This window comes from Bacteroides sp. 11BF, assembly GCF_019633765.1.
In the GTDB taxonomy this organism is placed as follows: Bacteria; Bacteroidota; Bacteroidia; order Bacteroidales; family Bacteroidaceae; genus Bacteroides; species Bacteroides hominis.
In genome coordinates this window covers 55,717-75,708 of the sequence record NZ_JAFKPJ010000019.1, presented here as the reverse complement: position 1 = coordinate 75,708, position 19,992 = coordinate 55,717, and the positions used below count along the sequence as shown (strand labels likewise).

Here is a 19,992-nt window from a genome sequence, read left to right as displayed (position 1 = left end):
TGGGTTATGGGGTGATTATCTTTTAGCGAGGTCGTCGTACAGCTTTTGCAAATATGCTTTAGCTTTGGGTAAATTCTCTCCTTTATGTTCTCCTTCGTCCGAAACGACAGAGTTCGATTCACAGTTGAATACGACTTCATTTTCCGGTGTCATCATTCCGAAAGCGTTCGGGAAAGTGAAGAATCCGAAGTGAGGAGAGGCCGGGTTAAGCATGTTTTTACTGAAAGCGAACTCTTCGTGCGGAAGTCCCAGTTGCCCCAGCAGTGTGGCGGCAATGTCGATCTGTGAACCGTAAGTATCGATATGTTTCGGTTCTTTCACCGCTCCTCCTATGAAAATCAACGGAATCCGGTAACGGTCTACGGTCAGGTTGTCTATATCCTGCGGATAGGCTCCCAGATGATCGGGTACAAGAATGATGACCGTATTCTTCCATAAAGGAGTCTCTTTGAACCGGCGTACAAAGTCGCCGGCACAACTGTCCGCATAAGCAAAAGCATTCAGTCTCGGATTGTCCAGCCGTTGAAACGGAACTTCGAAAGGTTCGTGACTGCTCGAAGTCTGTACTATTTTCATAAAAGGTTCTTTGGGAGGATTCTGTTCCAGGTCGTTCAGCAGTCGGTTGAATACCACATGGTCGTGTGCTCCCCATTTGCTGAGACGTTCGGAAAGAGGAAAATCCTTATCGGAAACAATGTTGTCGATTCCTGCCTGAATCAGGTAAGAACGCATATTGGTGAAGTCGGCATCTCCTCCGTAATAATATTGCAGGTCGTATCCTGCCTTTTTCAGGCTGCCGGGGATCGAAGGCAAGTGTTGCGTCTTCTTCGGGTACTTCATGATGCTGGTGGTCGGTTGTGCCGGATAACCACTGATGATGGCTGCCAGTCCGCGGTCGGTACGGAAGCTGTTGGCGAAGAAGTGGGTAAACAAGACCCCTTCACGTCCGAACTGATCCATGTTGATAGCTACGTTGGGTTCTCCTCCAAGGGTTTCCATCAGTTTGGACGAGAAACTTTCGAGTATGATTAATACTACGTTCGGGCGTTCGGTAGTGAAAAGCTGAGGAACACTGTCGGTAGGAGTAACCGGATTATCCTTGAGTTCCGCGAAGAGTTTGTCGGCCTCCTCAGCCGTCATAAACCGGTATTGTTTGTCGAAATTATCCTGTCGCGACAACGACTCCATCAGGCTGAAACAAGGATTGATGGCCGCATGGTTCAGTCGCTGGTTGCTGCTGAAGTAAGCTTTGCTCAGATTCATGGTCGACACCGTGAAGCCTCCCCGTATCGGGATGAACAGGAGTCCGGTGACGAGCAGCAGAACTCCGGATACGCTTAACCGGTGGAAAGGTATTTTCAGAGGTTGCTTCTGATAAATCAGCACCCGATAGAATATCCAGTAAAGCAGGGCTGCATAAACGGCGATTGCGGCCAGTCCGGCTATTACGACCCAAATGCTGACACTGGCCAATGCGTCTTTGGGAGAAGAGAAGAGGTAAAAAAGCGGGGTGGCATCCAGACGGAACCCCCAGTATTCATATAACCCTAAGTCACCGATAAAGATACAGGATAGCAGGATGGCTATGATCATGAAGTATACCCGGCGTATCTGGCGGATAATGGAAGGTTGTATCCAGACCGAAGCGATCAGCAGTAGTCCGGGAATAGCGGTCAGATAACCGGCAAGCGAAAGGTCCAACGGAAGCCCGTGCCCTATCACGGAGAAATAATCAGTCCATGACACCTTATTATATAAGGTATGGTAGTAACCCATGAAAATTGGTTTCTGGAGGACGAATATGAGGACAAAAAGAAAATAAGTCGTGACGAATTGGATAAGTCTTCTCTTCATAAACTCTATACTTAAAAAGATTGAACGGTCACAAAGGTACGATTCTTTTCTTTATCTTTGCGCATTAACTGTGGTAAAACAGAGAGCTATATGGCAAAAATCGCAAAGAAACTTACCGAACTGATAGGCCATACTCCGTTGATGGAGTTGTCCGGTTATAGTCGTAAATACGGCCTGCAAGAGAATATTATCGCTAAACTGGAGTCATTTAACCCTGCCGGAAGCGTAAAGGACCGGGTGGCACTTTCGATGATCGAGGATGCCGAGAAGAGAGGAGTTCTGAAGCCCGGTGCCACGATCATCGAGCCGACCAGCGGAAATACCGGTGTGGGACTGGCCATGGTGGCTACCATTAAAGGGTATCAATTGATACTGACCATGCCCGAAACGATGAGTCTGGAACGTCGCAATCTGTTGAAAGCACTGGGAGCACAAATTGTATTGACTGACGGGTTGGCAGGAATGGCCGGTTCCATAACCAAAGCTGAGGAACTGAAAGACTCGATCCCCGGTTCGGTCATTCTGCAACAGTTTGAGAATCCTTCGAATGCGGAGGTGCACACACGCTTCACCGGCGAAGAGATCTGGCAGGACACTGACGGACAGGTGGCTGTGTTTGTAGCGGGAGTAGGAACGGGCGGAACCGTTTGCGGGGTGGCCCGTGCACTGAAAAAGCATAATCCGGATGTATATATAGTAGCTGTGGAACCGGCGTCGTCTCCCGTACTTGAAGGCGGGAAGGCCGCTCCCCACCGTATACAAGGGATTGGGGCGAATTTTGTTCCCGGTATTTACGATGCTTCGGTTGTAGACGAAATCATGCCTGTGCCTGACGATGAGGCGATCCGTGGTGGGCGTGAATTGGCTTCTACGGAAGGACTGTTGGCGGGGATTTCTTCCGGAGCCGTTGTTTATGCAGCCCGCAAGCTGGCCGAACGTCCGGAGTTTAAAGGAAAGAGGATCGTGGCTTTATTGCCCGACACCGGCGAGCGTTATCTCTCTACCGAGTTATTTGCGTTTGACGCTTATCCTCTGGATTAAAAAGCACACTCGCGCTTGTCTGACATTTTAATATATATGAACCGGAGATCGGCTTCTGACCGATCTGTGGAGAAAGAAACTGTATGTTCAGCGTATACTCCCCATTACCGGTTCGTTTTTAATAGATTATTTATGAATCGAAAAACTATCATTGTTCCCTTTCCTTTGGGAGAGGGGATAGGGAGGAAGTATCTTTTTCTCCTTCTTTTCTCCATCTTTTCCATATCCCTTTCCGCCCAGACCTATCAGGAACTTTCTGAGAAGGCCGTCGAGTGTGTTGGAAAAGACAGTCTGGCGCAAGCCGAGGATCTTTTGAAGCAGGCATTGAGACTGGAACCGAAGAACCCCCATAATGCTCTGTTGTTTTCTAATCTCGGCTTGGTGCAACGCAAGCTGGGACGTTATAATGATGCTGTCGAGTCGTATACTTATGCACTCAACATTGCGCCGCTCGCCGTGCCCATTTTGCTGAACCGTGCCGCCATCTATCTGGAGCAGGGTATGCAGGACAAGGCTTATGTGGATTATTGCCAGGTGATGGATGTGGATAAGAAGAATACGGAGGCCTTGCTGATGCGGGCGTATATTTATATGTTGCGGCGGGATTATAAAGGGGCTCGTCTGGACTACCAGCGTTTGCTGGAAATTGATCCGAAGAATTATAACGGACGCCTCGGCTTGGCAACTTTGGAACAGAAAGAGGGCAAATTTCGTGAATCGCTCGATCTCCTGAACCAATTGTTGGTGGAATTTCCCGAAGATGCCGTTTTGTATGTGGCCCGTGCCGATGTAGAGCGGGATATGAAACATGAAGATCTGGCACTGGTGGATTTGGACGAAGCCATCCGCCTGGCGCCTAACTCAGTCGATGCCTATTTGCTGAGGGGGGATATCTATCTGGACCAGAAAAAGAAGTCGCAGGCGAAGGCAGATTTCGAGAAAGCTATTTCGCTGGGAGTGCCCCCTGCCGATGTTCACGAACAGATGCAACAATGCAAATAATTTCGGAAAATAATAGTCCGGAAGCTTGACTTTTGCTGTTGATTATCGTATCTTTGTAAGCGTAATCATAAACTATATTCAGATTAAAATACGGTAGAAGGGAGAAGTTGAAAGCTTTTCCCTTTTTTTATGCCTTTTCTGTTCATCGGCACGGGAAGCCGGTGTATATGGGGGGAAGCCCGGCTTTCGGATGATGAAAGCCCGGCTTTTCGGCCCAAACAGACGGTTGCTCCGACTCGGACAGACACCGTCTTCCGACCCGAATGAAGCTTTGTTCCGGTGCGTTACAATATGTGTTATGAAAATATCTCCTATTGTTATCGGCCGGTGGTCTGCCCGGTTAATAAAACGTAAAACTGCTCTTGACAAAATCCGGTTGCGGTTTCTCTTCCGGTCATACAAACTGGCGGATCAGCGCGACAAATTCTTTTCCGTATTTTTTCTTTTTATATTCGCCAATCCCATTGATGTTGCCGAATGCTTCGACGGTTGTGGGACGCGACAGGCAGAGCAGGTGCAGCACTTTGTCCGATAACACGATGTATGCCGGGAGTGCTTCCTGGTCGGCCAGTTGCTTGCGCAACGCACGCAAGGCCTCGAAGAGGTCTTCTTCCTTGCTTCTGCTTTCTCCGTCCCATGCCTGTGCATGGACGTTTACGGTCTTTCTTCTCTTTCTGGCGGTAGCAGGCTCTTCTCTCCGGATGACAACCAGCATTGCCCTCTCACGGCCAAAAAGGACGTCACTTCCGCTCTTTGTTATTTTCAGGTGATTGTTTTCGTTGTAGGCTATCTCAAAGTATCCCATTTGCAGCATTTGCAGCAAATAGTCCTGCCAGTCGCGCGCCGGGATTTCTCTTCCGGCTCCAAACGTTTTCAGCTCTGTATAAGCTTTTTCGGTGATTTCAGCAGTAGGGTTCCCTCTCAGGATATCTATCAGGAGAGTTATGCCTGCCTGTTGGTTGGTACGGGCTATGGCGCTTAAGGCTTTTTGAACGATGACAGTTCCGTCGAAGCGCTCGGGCGGATTACGGCATACATCGCAGTTGCCGCAATCTTCAGTAGCCGTTTCGCCGAAATAGCTCAATAAGATACGTCGCCGGCAGATGTCGGCTTCGGCATATTGTTGCATCCGGTTTAATTTTTCCAGATTGATATTCTGCTGGTTGCTTTCTGTTGCAAACTTTGTCAGCAAAATCAGGTCGCCCAATGAGTAGAATAAAATCGTATCGCTGGGCATACCGTCACGCCCCGCACGGCCGATTTCCTGGTAAAAACTTTCAATGCTTTTCGGCAGGTTATAATGTATCACCCACCTGACATTCGACTTGTCAATGCCCATCCCAAAAGCGATGGTGGCACATACCACTTCGATCCGGTCGTTGATGAAGTCGTCTTGTGCTTCGTCCCGTTGGCGGGCAGACAGTCCGGCATGGTAGACGCCGCAACGGATGCCGTGTTTTTGCAACATCTGTGCCACTGTTTCAGTTTTACTGCGGCTCATGCAGTAAATGATTCCGCTTTCACCCCGGTGGCGGGCAATGAAGTCTACGATGGCTTTGCTCTTCTCCTTGGGTTGGTAGCCTCTTTTTACAGACAGGCTCAGGTTAGGGCGGTCGAATGATGAAATAAATATCTCCGGCTGCTTCAGTTGCAGTTGGCGGACAATGTCTTCCCTTGTGATTTTATCTGCCGTGGCAGTCAGGGCAATCATGGGGACGTTGGGGAATTGAGTACGTAAGAATCCCATCCGGGCATATTCCGGGCGGAAATCGTGTCCCCATTGCGAAATACAGTGGGCTTCGTCTACCGCAAACAGTGAGATGGTCATATCCCTCAGCAGATAGTCGGCTTCGGAGAGCAGTTTCTCCGGTGATATGTAGAGCAGCTTGAGCTTGCCTGAGATATAGGCCCTGCGTAAGTTGGCATTTTCGGATTCGTCGTTGCTGCTGTTCAGTGCACCTGCAGGTATTCCGTTGGCACAGAGGGATTCTACCTGATCCTTCATCAGTGAAATAAGAGGTGAAATAACAATTGCAGTGCCTTCCATCAGCAAGGCCGGAAGCTGATAACAGATTGATTTGCCTCCCCCCGTGGGCATCAGAACCAGTGCGTCTCTCTTACTCATCAGGTTTCGGATGATCTCTTCCTGCAGGGGACGGAAGCTGTCATAACCGAAATAAGTTTTGAGGGTTTGTATCATTTGATATTTTTCATTCATCTTTCGGGCAAAGGTACGCTTTATTTCCGGGTTATTAAAAGTTAAATATTCTTATTAACGCCCCTTTTTACCCACTTTTCGACGATTTTGATTGTTTTTATATCAAAAATATATACGAAAAAGTTGTGTATATCAAAATAATGTATGAAATTTGTGACATCTAAAGTTACAAATTAATAGTGATATTTAAAAACAAACCCTAACCAGTTAATTCAATGAGTGATTTAGAAAACAAAACCCAGGAAGAAACTCCTAAAAAACGCCCTTACAATTTAAGGGAGAAGAAAGAAAAGAAAGCTGCTTACCGGTCTTTAATCAGACCAGAATTGGCAGATGAGTTGTATGACAAGATTCTGAACATCATTGTTGTACAGAAGAAGTACAGAGACCCTGACTATTCGGCTAAAGATTTGGCGAAGGAACTGAAAACCAATACCCGTTATCTTTCGGCTGTAGTTAATTCTCGCTTTGGTATGAACTATTCTTGCCTGCTGAACGAGTACAGAGTAAAAGATGCTTTGCACTTGTTGACGGATAAAAGATATGCCGACAAGAATGTAGAGGAAATCAGTGCGATGGTTGGTTTCGCTAACCGTCAGTCTTTTTACGCTGCATTTTATAAAAACGTAGGTGAAACACCCAACGGATATCGTAAAAAACACGCAGAAAAAAAGAAATAATTGCATTTCTTGAAACGGAATAAAAAGGAATTATCTCAGAGTACGGCTTTGAGATATTTCCTTTTTATGTTTTATAACCTCAACGTCTAAAGGTATGAAGAAACATTTTATTTCAATGGCTGCGGCCGCAATCTTGCTGACTGCTTGCGGCAGAGCCGAAAAAACAAACCCTGCTGCGGCAGATAATTTTAAATATACAGTGGAACAATTTGCAGATTTACAGATATTACGCTATCGCGTACCCGGATTTGAGAATTTAACTCTCAAACAGAAAGAGTTGGTTTATTATCTGACTCAGGCTGCGTTGGAAGGAAGAGATATTCTGTTTGATCAGAACGGAAAGTACAATCTTACCATCCGTCGGGCGCTTGAGACGATCTATACGGATTATGCCGGTGACAGAAACAGCCCGGACTTCGTGAATCTGACCACCTATCTGAAACGCGTATGGTTCTCAAACGGTATTCATCACCATTATGGTTCGGAGAAATTTGTTCCGGGCTTTACGCCGGAGTTTCTGAAACAAGCATTGCTCAGTGTAGATGCTTCCGGGCTGCCGTTGGCTCAAGGACAGACGGTAGAACAACTGTTTGAGGAGCTGTCACCCGTTATTTTTGATCCGAAGGTGATGCCTAAACGAGTGAATCAGGCGGACGGCGAAGACTTGGTGCTGACTTCGGCCAGCAATTACTATGACGGAGTCACCCAGCAGGAAGCTGAGGATTTCTATAATGCGATGAAGGATCCCAAAGATGAAACCCCTGTCTCTTACGGACTGAACAGCCGTCTGGTTAAAGAGAACGGAAAGATCGTCGAGAAGGTATGGAAAGTAGGAGGGCTTTATACGCAGGCCATCGAAAAGATTGTGTATTGGCTGAAGAAAGCTGAAGGGGTGGCAGAAGACGAAGCTCAGAAGGCTGCCATCGGCAAGCTGATTGAATACTACGAGACCGGTGACCTGAAGACGTTTGACGAATATGCCATCCTTTGGGTGAAAGATCTGAATTCACGCATTGACTTTACGAACGGATTTACTGAAACCTATGGCGATCCGCTCGGGATGAAGGCCAGCTGGGAGTCCATCGTGAATTTTAAAGACCTGGAGGCTACGCGCCGTACTGAACTGATAAGCGGCAATGCCCAATGGTTCGAAGATCATTCCCCAGTGGACAAGCAATTTAAGAAAGAAAAGGTGAAAGGGGTGACTGCCAAAGTGATTACTGCTGCCATTCTTGGCGGAGACTTATATCCGGCGACGGCCATCGGAATCAACTTGCCTAACTCTAACTGGATTCGCAGCCATCATGGCTCCAAGTCGGTCACTATCGGGAATATCACCGACGCTTATAACAAAGCGGCTCATGGAAACGGATTCAACGAAGAGTTTGTGTACAGTGATACAGAAAAGCAACTGATCGATAAATATGGTGATCTGACAGGAGAATTGCATACCGACTTGCACGAATGCCTGGGTCACGGTTCCGGAAAATTACTTCCGGGAGTTGATCCGGATGCCTTGAAAGCCTATGGCTCTACAATAGAGGAGGCACGTGCCGATCTGTTCGGACTTTACTATGTAGCCGATCCTAAATTGCTGGAATTGGGCTTGGTGCCGGCTGAAGAGGCTTACAAGGCCGAATATTATACCTATCTGATGAATGGCCTGATGACCCAGTTGGTGCGTATCGAGCCGGGCAACAGTGTTGAAGAGGCTCACATGCGCAACCGCCAGCTCATTGCCCGTTGGGTGTTTGAGAAGGGTAAGGCCGATAAGGTGGTGGAGATGGTGCAGAAAGACGGTAAGACTTACGTCGTGGTGAACGACTATCAGAAACTTCGTCATCTCTTTGGCGAATTGCTGGCCGAGATACAGCGCATCAAGTCGACCGGAGACTTTGCAGCAGCCCGTTCGCTGATAGAAACCTATGCCGTAAAAGTAGACCCCGAACTTCACTCCGAAGTATTGGCCCGCTATAAGAAACTGAACCTGGCGCCTTATAAAGGATTCGTGAATCCAAGATACGATGCGGTAACCGACGAGAAAGGAAATATAATTGATGTAAAAGTAACCTATGATGAAGGCTATGCCGAACAGATGCTGCGTTATAGCAGGGACTATTCGCCACTGCCTTCTGTAAACGATTAACCCATGGATGTAAAAGAACAATTGAAAGATATTAAAACACAGCTCCGTCTCTCTATGAACGGAGTTGTGTCACAAAGCATGCGTGAGAAGGGGCTGGACTATAAACTGAACTTTGGTGTTGAGTTGCCCCGTATCAAGAGCATCGCCGCTGCTTATGAGAAGAACCATGACTTGGCACAAGCCTTGTGGAAAGAGAATATCCGCGAGTGTAAGATTCTGGCAGGTTTATTGCAGCCGATAGATACCTTCTTTCCCGAGATAGCTGATATCTGGGTAGAGGATATCCGCAATATTGAGATAGCAGAACTTACGTGTATGAATCTGTTTCAAAACCTGCCTTATGCCCCGGCGAAAACTTTCCAGTGGATTGCGGATGAGGCGGAATATACACAAGTTTGTGGTTTCCTTACCATTGCCCGTCTGTTGATGAAAAAGGGAGATATGGCCGAACGCCCTGCGGGTGAATTGCTCGATCAGGCGATTTGTGCCGTACAATCGGGAAGTTATCATGTCCGTAATGCGGCAATGCTTGCTATCCGTAAGTATATGCAGCATAGTGAAGAACATGCTTTCCAGGTATGTCGCCTGGTAGAAGGCATGGCCAACTCTGATAAAGAAGCGGAACAGATGCTGTATACGATGGTGAGGGAGGAAATTAGCGATTAACGATAAGGTTGTATCGAAACTTCACCACAGATTACGCCGGTTTTCACGGATTATCAACATCGATAATCAATGACTTAAAACTCACTCAGTGTCACTCTGTGCCCTCTGCGGTGAAGTCTCGACACCTTTTCATCGTCCGTCTTTATCGTTCGTCGACTATTGTCACATTGCTGATAAATACGCTATCATATCTTTTGTGCCCTTTTGCCCAGCGATTGTTGTCATAACAGTCGATAAAGCGAAGACTTAAATCCTTTCGGATGGAATCCGGAATCAGTTGTTCCGCCGGTTTCTGTGAGATCAGAACAAACGGCAGGGCTTTTGTAATCTCTTCTTTATTGGTTAAATCCATGTCTCCGATCTTCTTATGTGCTTCGTATACCAACTCGATGCGTAGCACTTCGTCTTTGCTGTGATAGAATGGCAGAGCTTTTAACTCCGGGTTTTCTTGGGTAGCACTGATGCTTTTGGGATCTGAGTTACTCACAAAACTTCCGATATAAGGCATTACAAACAACTCGGCAACAGCAAATAACGCTACGACTCCCATCAGGAAAGAGAAAGGCCGGAGCTTGAGCGCAGAGCTGAATAGCCAAACTGCTACTGTCAGGAATAATACAGTCAACCATATGAACATCCCTGTACCTATTCGTCCTTCCCGGTACATGAAGAGGTAGAGAGCAACGGGAAGGGCCAATGTAGCCACTACAATCAAATAAGTATTTATCCGGTAAATCACTCTGTCTTTCAGGTGCGGCATTTTCTGTTTAGCCTGTTGAATCCAATATACAAATAGGTATCCCATAGTCAGTGCGGCCGGTAATAAGATAGGAAGCAGATAGCGTGTCTTCTTTTCCGGGAGCAACGACAGGAAGAAAAGGATCAGTAACATCCAGCTCAGGCAGAACGTGTACTCTTTGGATGCTTCGACCCGCTTTTTCCAGAAAGGCACTATCAGTGCTGTCAGTGTCAGCAGCGACCATACTCCTGTTTCCAGGAAAAACTGCCAGTAATAATACCAAGAACGTACGTTGTGGTTACTCCAGGAAGAAGACTCTTTGTGGAATACATAGGATGCCATCTCCTGGTGGCAGATGTATGTGTAGGCATACCACCACGTGCTGAGCACGATGCAAATAAAGATCATGGTGAAGAGTGCGGCCCATTTTCCTTTCATTCTTGTTTCCCTGCGATAGAATATGAGGTAGGCACAAATGAACGGGAGAAGCAGGGCATAGAAAGATACGGGCCCTTTGCCAAGGAAAGATAATCCCATAAAAACGCCTGCGGCAATGAAAAGAGGCCACTTGCAGGCAGTTTGCCGCAAAGCAAGATAAAGATAATAAATAGCTCCCATCATAAATGCGTGGCAATAAATGTCCCAGGTAGCTGTACGTCCCATCAGAATGATATTATAAGAGGTGCACAAGATCAGGGAAGATACCAGGGCATAGGTTCGGTTACCGGTCAGTTTCGTAGCAAACTTATAGAAAAAGAGTACTAACATGACGGCCGCAAGTCCGGCCATGGCTCGTTGCAAGGGAAGATTATCCGGCGAAATCACTTCTACCACGGCAGCAATCCATGTGGGAAGTGGAGGCTTCTCCAGTCGCAGCTCTCCGTTCATGGTAGGCACCAGCCAGTTATGGTCGTATACCATTTCGCGTGCAGTGACAATGTTTCTTGATTCCATGATGTCTGCAAAGATTGCGCCATTGTTTATAAAGAAAGAACAGCAGAACACAAGAAGTAATAGAGGCAAGTGCCAGCGATAATTTTGCGTGAAGGGGACTCTTGTCATAAAACATTTTTTTAGTGATTGGGTGCAAATTTACAGATATATTTTTGCTTTCCGCAAAAAACAATTAACTTTGTTGGCGCTAAAATAGCGCCGATATGGAAACTCAAAATGTGAAAGATACGGTACGGCAGATATTCACCGAATATCTAAATGCGAATGGACATCGCAAGACTCCTGAACGTTATGCGATACTGGATACCATATACTCCATTGACGGGCATTTCGATATCGATATGCTTTATTCGCAGATGATGAACCAGGAAAATTTCCGGGTGAGTAGGGCTACACTGTATAATACCATCATCTTACTTATCAATGCACGTCTGGTGATAAAACATCAGTTCGGCACTTCCTCTCAATACGAAAAATCATATAATCGCGAGACACACCATCACCAGATATGTACGCAGTGCGGTAGGGTCACAGAGTTTCAGAATGAAGCTTTACAGAACGCGATTGAAAATACCAAACTAAGTAAGTTTCAACTTTCGCATTATTCCTTATATATATACGGTATATGTAGCAAATGCGACAGGGCCAACAAGAGAAAAAGAGTAAATAATAACAATAAAAAAGAAAGATGAAAGTAGATGTTCTATTAGGATTGCAATGGGGCGACGAAGGTAAAGGAAAAGTAGTCGACGTCTTAACTCCGAGATATGATGTAGTTGCACGTTTCCAGGGTGGACCGAATGCCGGTCATACACTTGAGTTCGAAGGACAGAAGTACGTGCTTCGCTCTATCCCTTCGGGTATTTTCCAGGGAGATAAAGTAAATATCATCGGTAACGGTGTAGTGCTCGATCCGGCTTTGTTCAAAGCGGAAGCAGAAGCGCTGGAAGCATCGGGACACAACTTGAAGGAGAGACTGCACATTTCGAAGAAAGCGCACCTCATTTTGCCTACGCACCGTATACTGGATGCTGCCTATGAAGCTGCCAAAGGTGATGCTAAGGTCGGAACTACCGGAAAAGGTATCGGTCCGACTTATACGGATAAAGTAAGCCGTAACGGTGTCCGTGTGGGGGATATCCTGCATAACTTCGAACAAAAATATGCTGCAGCGAAGGCTCGCCACGAACAAATCCTGAAAGGTCTGAATTATGAATACGACCTGACTGAACTTGAAAAAGCCTGGTTTGAAGGTATCGAATACCTGAAACAGTTCCAGTTGGTAGACAGCGAACATGAAATAAACGGTTTGCTCGATGCCGGAAAATCCGTGCTTTGTGAAGGTGCTCAGGGAACTATGCTGGATATTGACTTTGGTTCGTATCCGTTCGTGACTTCTTCGAATACCGTATGTGCAGGTGCATGCACCGGTTTGGGCGTTGCTCCGAATAAGATCGGCGATGTATATGGTATTTTTAAAGCTTATTGTACACGTGTAGGTTCGGGTCCGTTCCCCACAGAGTTGTTCGATAAAACTGGCGATCAGATCTGTACGCTTGGTCACGAATTTGGTTCGGTGACGGGACGTAAACGTCGTTGCGGATGGGTGGATCTTGTTGCACTGAAATATTCAATCATGATCAATGGTGTCACCAAACTGATTATGATGAAGAGTGACGTACTCGATACTTTCGAGACGATCAAAGCTTGTGTGGCCTATAAGATGAATGGTGAAGAGATCGATTACTTCCCTTATGACATTACCGACGAAGTGGAACCAATCTACGTGGAACTTCCGGGATGGCAGACAGACATGACAAAGATGCAGAGCGAAGATGAATTTCCTGAAGAGTTCAATGCTTATCTTTCCTTCCTTGAAGAACAGCTGGGCGTACAAATCAAAATTGTTTCTGTAGGTCCCGACCGCGAGCAGACTATTGAAAGATATACTGAAGAATAAGAAGCCTCATCTGTATCCTTCTTTTTTAAAAGGAGGAAGAAGTAGACTTTTATAGAAGAATTAATTCAAAACGAGGCCTTTCTTCTTCCCTCTCTAAAGTAGAGAGGGGCGAGGTGAGGCCTTTATTATAATACTTATGAAGAAGCATTTTATTACTTTTCTCTTGTTATTGGGAATGACTGCTTCCCTGACAGCGCAACAAAATTACCAACCGACAGAGGCTAACCTGAAAGCCCGGAGTGAATTTCAGGACAATAAGTTCGGAATCTTCCTTCACTGGGGACTCTATGCCATGCTTGCTACCGGCGAGTGGACGATGACGAACCATAATCTGAATTATAAAGAGTATGCCAAACTGGCTGGAGGATTCTATCCCTCTAAATTTGATGCAGATAAATGGGTAGCGGCTATCAAAGCCTCCGGTGCCAAGTATATCTGTTTCACTACCCGTCACCATGAAGGTTTCTCGATGTTCGATACCAAGTATTCCGATTATAATATTGTAAAAGCCACTCCTTTTAAACGTGATGTGGTAAAGGAACTGGCTGATGCATGTGCCAAACATGGCATCAAACTGCATTTCTACTATTCACATATAGACTGGTATCGTGAAGACGCTCCTCAGGGAAGAACCGGACGCGGAACCGGACGTCCCAATCCGAAAGGGGACTGGAAGAGCTATTATCAGTTTATGAATAACCAGTTGACAGAGTTGTTGACCAATTATGGTCCGATCGGAGCCATTTGGTTCGATGGTTGGTGGGATCAGGATATCAATCCCGATTTCGACTGGGAACTTCCGGAACAATACGCATTGATCCATCGTTTGCAGCCGTCTTGTCTGGTTGGTAATAATCATCATCAGGTACCTTTTGCAGGGGAGGATATTCAGATATTCGAACGTGACCTTCCGGGAGAGAATACCGCAGGACTTTCCGGACAGAGTGTCAGCCATCTGCCTCTTGAAACATGTGAGACGATGAATGGCATGTGGGGATATAAGATTACAGACCAGAACTATAAATCAACTAAAACTTTGATTCATTATCTGGTGAAGGCTGCCGGTAAGGACGCCAATCTGTTGATGAATATAGGCCCGCAGCCCGATGGAGAACTTCCGGAAGTGGCTGTTCAGCGTTTGAAAGAGGTGGGAGACTGGATGTCAAAGTATGGTGAGACCATTTATGGAACGAGAGGTGGTCTGGTAGCTCCTCACGATTGGGGAGTAACGACTCAGAAAGGCAATAAACTCTATGTGCATATTCTTAATTTGCAGGACAAGGCTTTATTCTTGCCTATCGTTGATAAGAAAGTGAAAAAGGCAGTGGTCTTTGCTGACAAAACGCCGGTACGCTTCACAAAGAATAAAGAAGGAATTGTACTGGAACTCGCAAAAGTTCCGACGGATGTAGATTACGTGGTGGAACTTACAATTGACTAATTTTTAGCTAATTCTTCATAAAAGCGATGTGTGGGAAATCTCCTCTCCGTCGCTTTTGTTTATTTTTGGCAAGCTATTTGTATATTAGCTATCATAACAATTTAATTAAGAAAGAATATGGTAATAGGAATTCAATGGATTATTTTTATTGGCATCGCTCTCGTTAGCTGGCTGGTGCAGATGAACCTGCAAAACAAGTTCAAGAAATACTCCAAGATACCCACAGGAAACGGAATGACAGGACGCGACGTAGCTATTAAAATGTTGCATGACAACGGTATTTACGATGTTCAGGTGACTCACACTCCCGGACAGTTGACCGATCATTATAATCCTGCCAATAAGACAGTGAACCTGAGTGAAGGAGTTTATGAAAGTAATAGCATCATGGCTGCTGCCGTGGCTGCTCACGAATGCGGACACGCTGTTCAGCATGCACGGGCTTATGCGCCGTTGACGCTCCGCAGTAAGCTGGTGCCGGTGGTTTCTTTCGCTTCACAGTGGATGACGTGGTTATTGCTTGCCGGTATTTTGTTACTGAATTCGTTCCCGCAGTTATTGCTTGCCGGCATTATCCTGTTTGCTTTGACCACCTTGTTCAGTTTTATCACACTTCCGGTAGAGATTGACGCGAGCAAACGTGCATTGGTATGGCTCAGTGCATCGGGAATTACTAACTCGTATAATCATGCCAAAGCGGAAGACGCTCTTCGTTCGGCTGCATACACTTATGTTGTTGCTGCGTTGGGCTCGTTGGCTACGCTGATTTACTACATTATGATATTTATGGGACGCCGGGATTAATCTCTCCTTCCCATACGGAATAAAAAGAAAAGCTCTGTAGAGGAATCTATCGAGCTTTTTGTGTATAGGAAAGTATTTTTTATGTTTTAAGTGCTGATGGTGCTTTTTTTATATATCTTTGAAGAAATAAGAATAATGTTTATAGAAAAAAGTATTAATATCAATCAATATGGTCCCTATCTTATAAGTCTGAGAGGACAAAACGTTTTTGCATATCGCGTGGTAACGGAAATATCCTGTTTGGGACTTGGAGTGATAAACAGTACATCAGGTATAACCGAAAGTTGGGTTCCGGTAAATTGAAAAGTATGAGAATTAGAACAGCCTTTTTTATATTTTGCATTTCTTTATTGTCGGGAGCCTGTAGGCAAGTTGCGACAGAGTCTCGGGTGCAGCCGGTTTCTTTTGAAGACGGTTCTTCTATGATAGCTGATACGGTTTTCTTAGATAGCTTATCTCTTTTTATGCCCGAAACAAACGAAGAAGCTTTAATAAACAATATTGATAGAGTCTGCGAATCTGACGGGCGATATTTTATTCTGGATAAGCGGATGAAGCAGGTGCTTTGTTATACTCTTTCCGGGAAACATTTATTTACGATACATGCTGTGGGGAATGGGAAGGGAGAGTATGTTGACCTGTTCGATATCGCTATTGATGAAGCAGAAAATAAATTGTTGCTTTTAACCTATCCTTCGCAAATTCTTTACTATGATTTGGAGGGTACATACCTGTCTTCTTATCCATTAGACGATATGTATCAATCTTTTGCCGTGGATAAAGGATTTATTTATTTGCGGAATGATACTTATGCTAATGGAGTGGTATCAGATTATTCTCTGATAGTGATTAATAAGGAAACGGGTAAACAAACTTCTTTATTAGAACCTTTATACGAAACAGCACCGTTTTGTTCTTTTGGTAATTACCAAATTACGAATACTGCTTCAGTGTTATTTACCCGTAAGTTTGATAATTATATATATCGAATAACGGGAGAATCGATTGAACCACTTTATATGGTAGATTGGAAAAGCAAGGCTTTTCCGGAAAGTGATAAGCAGCGTCAGTTCCAATGTAACGATTTGAATCAGTTCTGTTATCAAGGGAAATATATATATACTATGACTGATTTATGTGATACTCCTTCCTGTTTGTTGTTTAGAACCAATCAACCGGGCGTGTGTCTGCTTTCAAAAGCTACCGGTACAGTGAACAATTATCAGGTAATTATCAATACGGATTATCAGTTACCTTTACCCAATTATATGCCGGTAGATGGGAAACAAAGTCGGATTTTTTTTATTTATTCATCTGAAGTACTATGCGAGCAGAAGAGATTGTCTGCTGAAGAAGGTATTAATGAAAAAATGCGCTGCTTACTGGATCGGATAAAGGAGGGAGATAATCCGGTTATTTTTACATATCATGTAAAGTAAGTCATTTAAAGATTGCCCCAAACATCATAGATTCTATAAATGGCGTTTTAGAGTTGATGTTGTCTATGACGCTTGGGGATAATATCGTTTGGTCTTTTAGGTTTATTCTTGATAAGGCGATTGCCAGAAGTAAGAGTCATTATGTGAGTCGTAGGCGGTGGCACCGGGCTTTCCATTGGTACTGTATCCTTCCGGAACTAACGAGATATACATCGGCCACTTTTTGCCCGGATAGTTTGTTTCTGCGTTATATTCGCTTTGCAGAGGGCAAGTTACGTAATACAGGTTCTTGGCCATATAGTAATCCAGATAATACTCTTTGGTCTGCTTATTTTTATTATTCCAGTTTGCGTCTTCGTTTAGTACAACGGGTTGATTGTTGCGGAGGCGTTCGCGCACTTCACCAATTCCCAGAAGGTTTCCTTTTTCATCTGTTACATAAGCGTTGAATGTCGGGTCCATCCATAACCATTTGTTGAGGGTGTTGGAGTAGACCGCATTGATGACGTGGCAATCATTGATCATCACTTTGGGCATACAGGTGATGAAACGGGACTTGAATCCCATAGCCAGATAGCACTCGTTCAGCATTTGTGCCATCATCCGGCAGTTTACGCCCCGGTTCTCCTTTTTGCAAAGTTCTACCATGGCTATTGTGTTCCGCTCTTCCGGATTACGTGAATTGCCATCATGTGGAACTATGTTGTGAACCCAGTAAAGAAGGTTTTTGATTTTGGAGATTTCGTCTCCGCTTCCGGCGATACTATCCAGGTTGAAATGTTTCCGTAACTGTACCAGATTACTGTCGTTAGGATTCATGTAGGTGAAGCGGGGTAGAGTGTCAGTTACTGATTCATTATAACATATCGGTTTTGTTTCAGTTCTGTTGTATCCTTCGGCTTGTTGCAGAATATACAGATAGTCACTGTCCAGACGCATTTTAGCCATTACTTCCAGATACTTCTTCTCTTTACGTAAATTGTCGATGTCACTGTCACCTTTAGCATGGTTGTAATCATTCCATCCGGAGTTGAAAGCCTTCTCAAAGTTTTTCAGGGCTGCCTTTTTCTTTCCCTGAAGTGCCTGATAGCAAGCAAGGTCGTAATAAACCAGTCTTGTTATATTTTTTGCTTTTTCCTGAAGTTGTTGAGGCAATCCTTGATACAACTTCAGTTTCTCCCAATTTAATTTCTCGGCCTTTTTGTAATCTTTCTGTTTGCGGGCGTTTGCTACTTCCTGAGTGAGTGCGCTGTACTTTCTCTCAAATTCTTTTTTTTCGTTGTTTTGTGCCATTCCCGGTAGTCCAAGGCATAACATTGTAATGATCAAAAAAACTGTTTTCATATGATTCCTGTTAGATAATGTGATTTCTTTGTCTTTCAGAAAGCAAATGGTATACCAAATTAATAAATATCTCTTATTGAGCAGAATGGCATTAAAAAGTATTGTCCGAAAATGAACAGTCTTAACGGAACCGGACACCGGATACATTTGCTTACAGATTCACAGAAAGTCTGTGGTTTCTGTTTTAATAATCAATTATTTCATCTAACTTTGCAACTCAATTCAATAAAACAGTTAAAACAATGGCAGCAAAACCAGGTATACCTAAAGGAACCCGTGATTTTTCGCCCGTAGAGATGGCGAAACGTAACTACATATTCAATACAATTCGTGACGTATATCATCTGTATGGTTTCCAGCAGATTGAGACTCCTTCGATGGAGATGCTTTCTACCCTGATGGGAAAATACGGTGAAGAGGGTGACAAATTACTTTTTAAAATACAGAATTCAGGTGATTACTTTTCGGGTATTACAGATGAAGAGCTATTAAGCCGTAACGCCGCTAAACTGGCCAGTAAATTTTGTGAAAAAGGGTTGCGTTATGACCTTACCGTACCCTTTGCCCGTTACGTGGTAATGCACCGTGATGAAATAACTTTTCCCTTCAAGCGTTATCAGATTCAACCTGTCTGGCGTGCAGACCGTCCGCAGAAAGGACGTTATCGTGAATTTTACCAATGCGATGCCGATGTGGTCGGTAGTGATTCACTGCTGAACGAGGTAGAGTTGATGCAGATAGTAGATACGGTGTTTACCCGTTTCGGTATCCGTGTCTGCATAAAAATCAATAATCGCAAGATACTGACCGGTATTGCCGAGATCATCGGAGAGGCGGATAAGATTGTGGATATAACTGTAGCTATCGACAAACTGGATAAAATCGGTTTGGAAAATGTGAATAAAGAATTGGCTGAGAAAGGGATTAGTGATGAGGCTATTGCCAAACTGCAACCTATCATTCTTCTGAGTGGAACCAATGCTGAGAAGTTGGCTACATTGAAGACTGTACTTTCCGGTAGCGAAACAGGTTTGAAGGGAGTGGAAGAGAGTGAGTTTATTTTGAATACCCTTCAAACGATGGGACTGAAAAACGAAATAGAGCTTGACTTGACATTGGCACGTGGATTGAATTACTATACAGGTGCTATTTTTGAGGTAAAGGCGCTTGATGTGCAGATTGGCAGTATCACCGGTGGAGGTCGTTACGATAACCTGACTGGTGTATTCGGTATGGCAGGAGTATCGGGCGTAGGTATTTCGTTTGGTGCCGACCGTATTTTCGATGTGCTCAACCAGTTGGAACTGTATCCGAAGGAGGCTGTTAATGGAACTCAGCTTCTGTTTATTAACTTCGGTGAGAAAGAAGCTGCTTTTTCTATGGGTATTCTGGCTAAGGCCCGCGCAGCCGGTATTCGTGCCGAGATATTTCCCGACGCTGCGAAAATGAAGAAACAGATGAGTTATGCAAATGTTAAGAACATTCCTTTCGTTGCTATCGTAGGTGAGAATGAAATGAATGAGGGAAAAGCTATGCTGAAAAACATGGAAAGCGGTGAACAGCAAATGGTTACTGCTGAAGAACTGATTGGCGTTTTAACAAAATAAGGAAAATGCCCTTACCTTTTTAAAACCGGGGACTGTTGGCGTAAAAAAGGTAGGGAGATAAAAGGAACGGGACCTTAGTTTAAAACCAAAGGCCCCG

Annotated in this window: 15 protein-coding genes; 11 read left to right on the top strand and 4 right to left on the bottom strand. The window is 44.8% G+C overall.

Translation table 11 applies throughout. From position 1 onward, the window contains the following. Positions 1–15: 15 nt before the first annotated feature. On the bottom strand, positions 16–1,854 hold the full coding sequence (locus tag JZY04_RS17745) for an LTA synthase family protein (protein WP_181996540.1): 1,839 nt from the start codon (positions 1,852–1,854) through the stop codon (positions 16–18). Between the two features lie 90 nt (positions 1,855–1,944). Between JZY04_RS17745 and cysK the strand changes: the two genes are divergently transcribed. Next, entirely contained in the window at positions 1,945–2,895 is a 951-nt protein-coding gene (gene cysK, locus JZY04_RS17740; protein WP_122143650.1) for a cysteine synthase A, read from the top strand. A 132-nt stretch (positions 2,896–3,027) separates the two neighbouring features. After that, positions 3,028–3,897, top strand: coding sequence for a lipopolysaccharide assembly protein LapB (locus tag JZY04_RS17735; protein ID WP_050550260.1), 870 nt, complete (start codon positions 3,028–3,030; stop codon positions 3,895–3,897). A 394-nt stretch (positions 3,898–4,291) separates the two neighbouring features. Here JZY04_RS17735 and recQ read toward each other — a convergent pair whose 3' ends face one another. Continuing rightward, a complete protein-coding gene (recQ, locus tag JZY04_RS17730) occupies positions 4,292–6,097 on the bottom strand; it encodes a DNA helicase RecQ (RefSeq protein ID WP_181996538.1) in 1,806 nt (601 codons plus the stop codon). Positions 6,098–6,330: 233 nt separating this feature from the next. Between recQ and JZY04_RS17725 the strand changes: the two genes are divergently transcribed. The 3 genes from JZY04_RS17725 (at position 6,331) to JZY04_RS17715 (ending at position 9,607) form a co-directional block, all read left to right on the top strand. After that, positions 6,331–6,795 (top strand): AraC family transcriptional regulator, encoded by a 465-nt coding sequence (locus JZY04_RS17725; protein ID WP_005780854.1) that lies wholly within the window; start codon positions 6,331–6,333, stop codon positions 6,793–6,795. A gap of 94 nt (positions 6,796–6,889) precedes the next feature. Further along, positions 6,890–8,941 carry a dihydrofolate reductase gene (locus tag JZY04_RS17720; protein ID WP_044300672.1) on the top strand — a complete coding sequence of 684 codons (2,052 nt, stop codon included), beginning with the start codon at positions 6,890–6,892 and terminating at the stop codon, positions 8,939–8,941. Between the two features lie 3 nt (positions 8,942–8,944). Next, on the top strand, positions 8,945–9,607 hold the full coding sequence (locus JZY04_RS17715; protein ID WP_005780849.1) for a DNA alkylation repair protein: 663 nt from the start codon (positions 8,945–8,947) through the stop codon (positions 9,605–9,607). 142 nt (positions 9,608–9,749) lie between these two features. On the opposite strand, the gene JZY04_RS17710 is transcribed toward JZY04_RS17715, so the two are convergent. Then, positions 9,750–11,408 carry a glycosyltransferase family 39 protein gene (locus JZY04_RS17710; protein ID WP_122143440.1) on the bottom strand — a complete coding sequence of 553 codons (1,659 nt, stop codon included), beginning with the start codon at positions 11,406–11,408 and terminating at the stop codon, positions 9,750–9,752. A 95-nt stretch (positions 11,409–11,503) separates the two neighbouring features. On the opposite strand from JZY04_RS17710, the gene JZY04_RS17705 reads away from it, so the two are divergent. From JZY04_RS17705 to JZY04_RS17685, 5 genes are all read left to right on the top strand, one after another. Continuing rightward, the gene (locus tag JZY04_RS17705) at positions 11,504–11,992 is read left to right on the top strand and encodes a Fur family transcriptional regulator (RefSeq protein WP_122143441.1); all 489 of its coding nucleotides are present in this window, start codon (positions 11,504–11,506) and stop codon (positions 11,990–11,992) included. After that, positions 11,989–13,260 carry an adenylosuccinate synthase gene (locus JZY04_RS17700; protein WP_005780843.1) on the top strand — a complete coding sequence of 424 codons (1,272 nt, stop codon included), beginning with the start codon at positions 11,989–11,991 and terminating at the stop codon, positions 13,258–13,260. Before JZY04_RS17705 ends, JZY04_RS17700 begins: the two co-directional genes overlap by 4 nt. Positions 13,261–13,396: 136 nt before the next feature. After that, positions 13,397–14,701, top strand: a complete 1,305-nt coding sequence (locus JZY04_RS17695) for an alpha-L-fucosidase (protein ID WP_005807843.1) — start codon at positions 13,397–13,399, stop codon at positions 14,699–14,701. A 117-nt stretch (positions 14,702–14,818) separates the two neighbouring features. Next, entirely contained in the window at positions 14,819–15,505 is a 687-nt protein-coding gene (locus JZY04_RS17690) for a zinc metallopeptidase (protein WP_005780840.1), read from the top strand. A 308-nt stretch (positions 15,506–15,813) separates the two neighbouring features. After that, positions 15,814–16,944, top strand: a complete 1,131-nt coding sequence (locus JZY04_RS17685) for a 6-bladed beta-propeller (protein WP_122143442.1) — start codon at positions 15,814–15,816, stop codon at positions 16,942–16,944. 102 nt (positions 16,945–17,046) lie between these two features. On the opposite strand, the gene JZY04_RS17680 is transcribed toward JZY04_RS17685, so the two are convergent. Beyond that, the gene (locus JZY04_RS17680; protein WP_122143443.1) at positions 17,047–18,435 is read right to left on the bottom strand and encodes a transglutaminase domain-containing protein; all 1,389 of its coding nucleotides are present in this window, start codon (positions 18,433–18,435) and stop codon (positions 17,047–17,049) included. 95 nt (positions 18,436–18,530) lie between these two features. Between JZY04_RS17680 and hisS the strand changes: the two genes are divergently transcribed. Further along, complete coding sequence (gene hisS / locus JZY04_RS17675) at positions 18,531–19,895, top strand: histidine--tRNA ligase (protein ID WP_005780834.1); 1,365 nt, start codon at positions 18,531–18,533, stop codon at positions 19,893–19,895. Positions 19,896–19,992 lie beyond the last annotated feature (97 nt).

Coding starts and splice junctions, on each gene's coding strand:
- JZY04_RS17715 (WP_005780849.1), top strand. CDS start 8,945: ATGGATGTAAAAGAACAATTGAAAGATATTAAAACACAGCTCCGTCTC.
- JZY04_RS17690 (WP_005780840.1), top strand. CDS start 14,819: ATGGTAATAGGAATTCAATGGATTATTTTTATTGGCATCGCTCTCGTT.
- recQ (WP_181996538.1), bottom strand. CDS start 6,097: ATGATACAAACCCTCAAAACTTATTTCGGTTATGACAGCTTCCGTCCC.
- JZY04_RS17705 (WP_122143441.1), top strand. CDS start 11,504: ATGGAAACTCAAAATGTGAAAGATACGGTACGGCAGATATTCACCGAA.
- JZY04_RS17745 (WP_181996540.1), bottom strand. CDS start 1,854: ATGAAGAGAAGACTTATCCAATTCGTCACGACTTATTTTCTTTTTGTC.
- cysK (WP_122143650.1), top strand. CDS start 1,945: ATGGCAAAAATCGCAAAGAAACTTACCGAACTGATAGGCCATACTCCG.
- JZY04_RS17685 (WP_122143442.1), top strand. CDS start 15,814: ATGAGAATTAGAACAGCCTTTTTTATATTTTGCATTTCTTTATTGTCG.
- JZY04_RS17695 (WP_005807843.1), top strand. CDS start 13,397: ATGAAGAAGCATTTTATTACTTTTCTCTTGTTATTGGGAATGACTGCT.
- hisS (WP_005780834.1), top strand. CDS start 18,531: ATGGCAGCAAAACCAGGTATACCTAAAGGAACCCGTGATTTTTCGCCC.
- JZY04_RS17680 (WP_122143443.1), bottom strand. CDS start 18,435: ATGTATCCGGTGTCCGGTTCCGTTAAGACTGTTCATTTTCGGACAATA.
- JZY04_RS17735 (WP_050550260.1), top strand. CDS start 3,028: ATGAATCGAAAAACTATCATTGTTCCCTTTCCTTTGGGAGAGGGGATA.
- JZY04_RS17710 (WP_122143440.1), bottom strand. CDS start 11,408: ATGACAAGAGTCCCCTTCACGCAAAATTATCGCTGGCACTTGCCTCTA.
- JZY04_RS17725 (WP_005780854.1), top strand. CDS start 6,331: ATGAGTGATTTAGAAAACAAAACCCAGGAAGAAACTCCTAAAAAACGC.
- JZY04_RS17700 (WP_005780843.1), top strand. CDS start 11,989: ATGAAAGTAGATGTTCTATTAGGATTGCAATGGGGCGACGAAGGTAAA.
- JZY04_RS17720 (WP_044300672.1), top strand. CDS start 6,890: ATGAAGAAACATTTTATTTCAATGGCTGCGGCCGCAATCTTGCTGACT.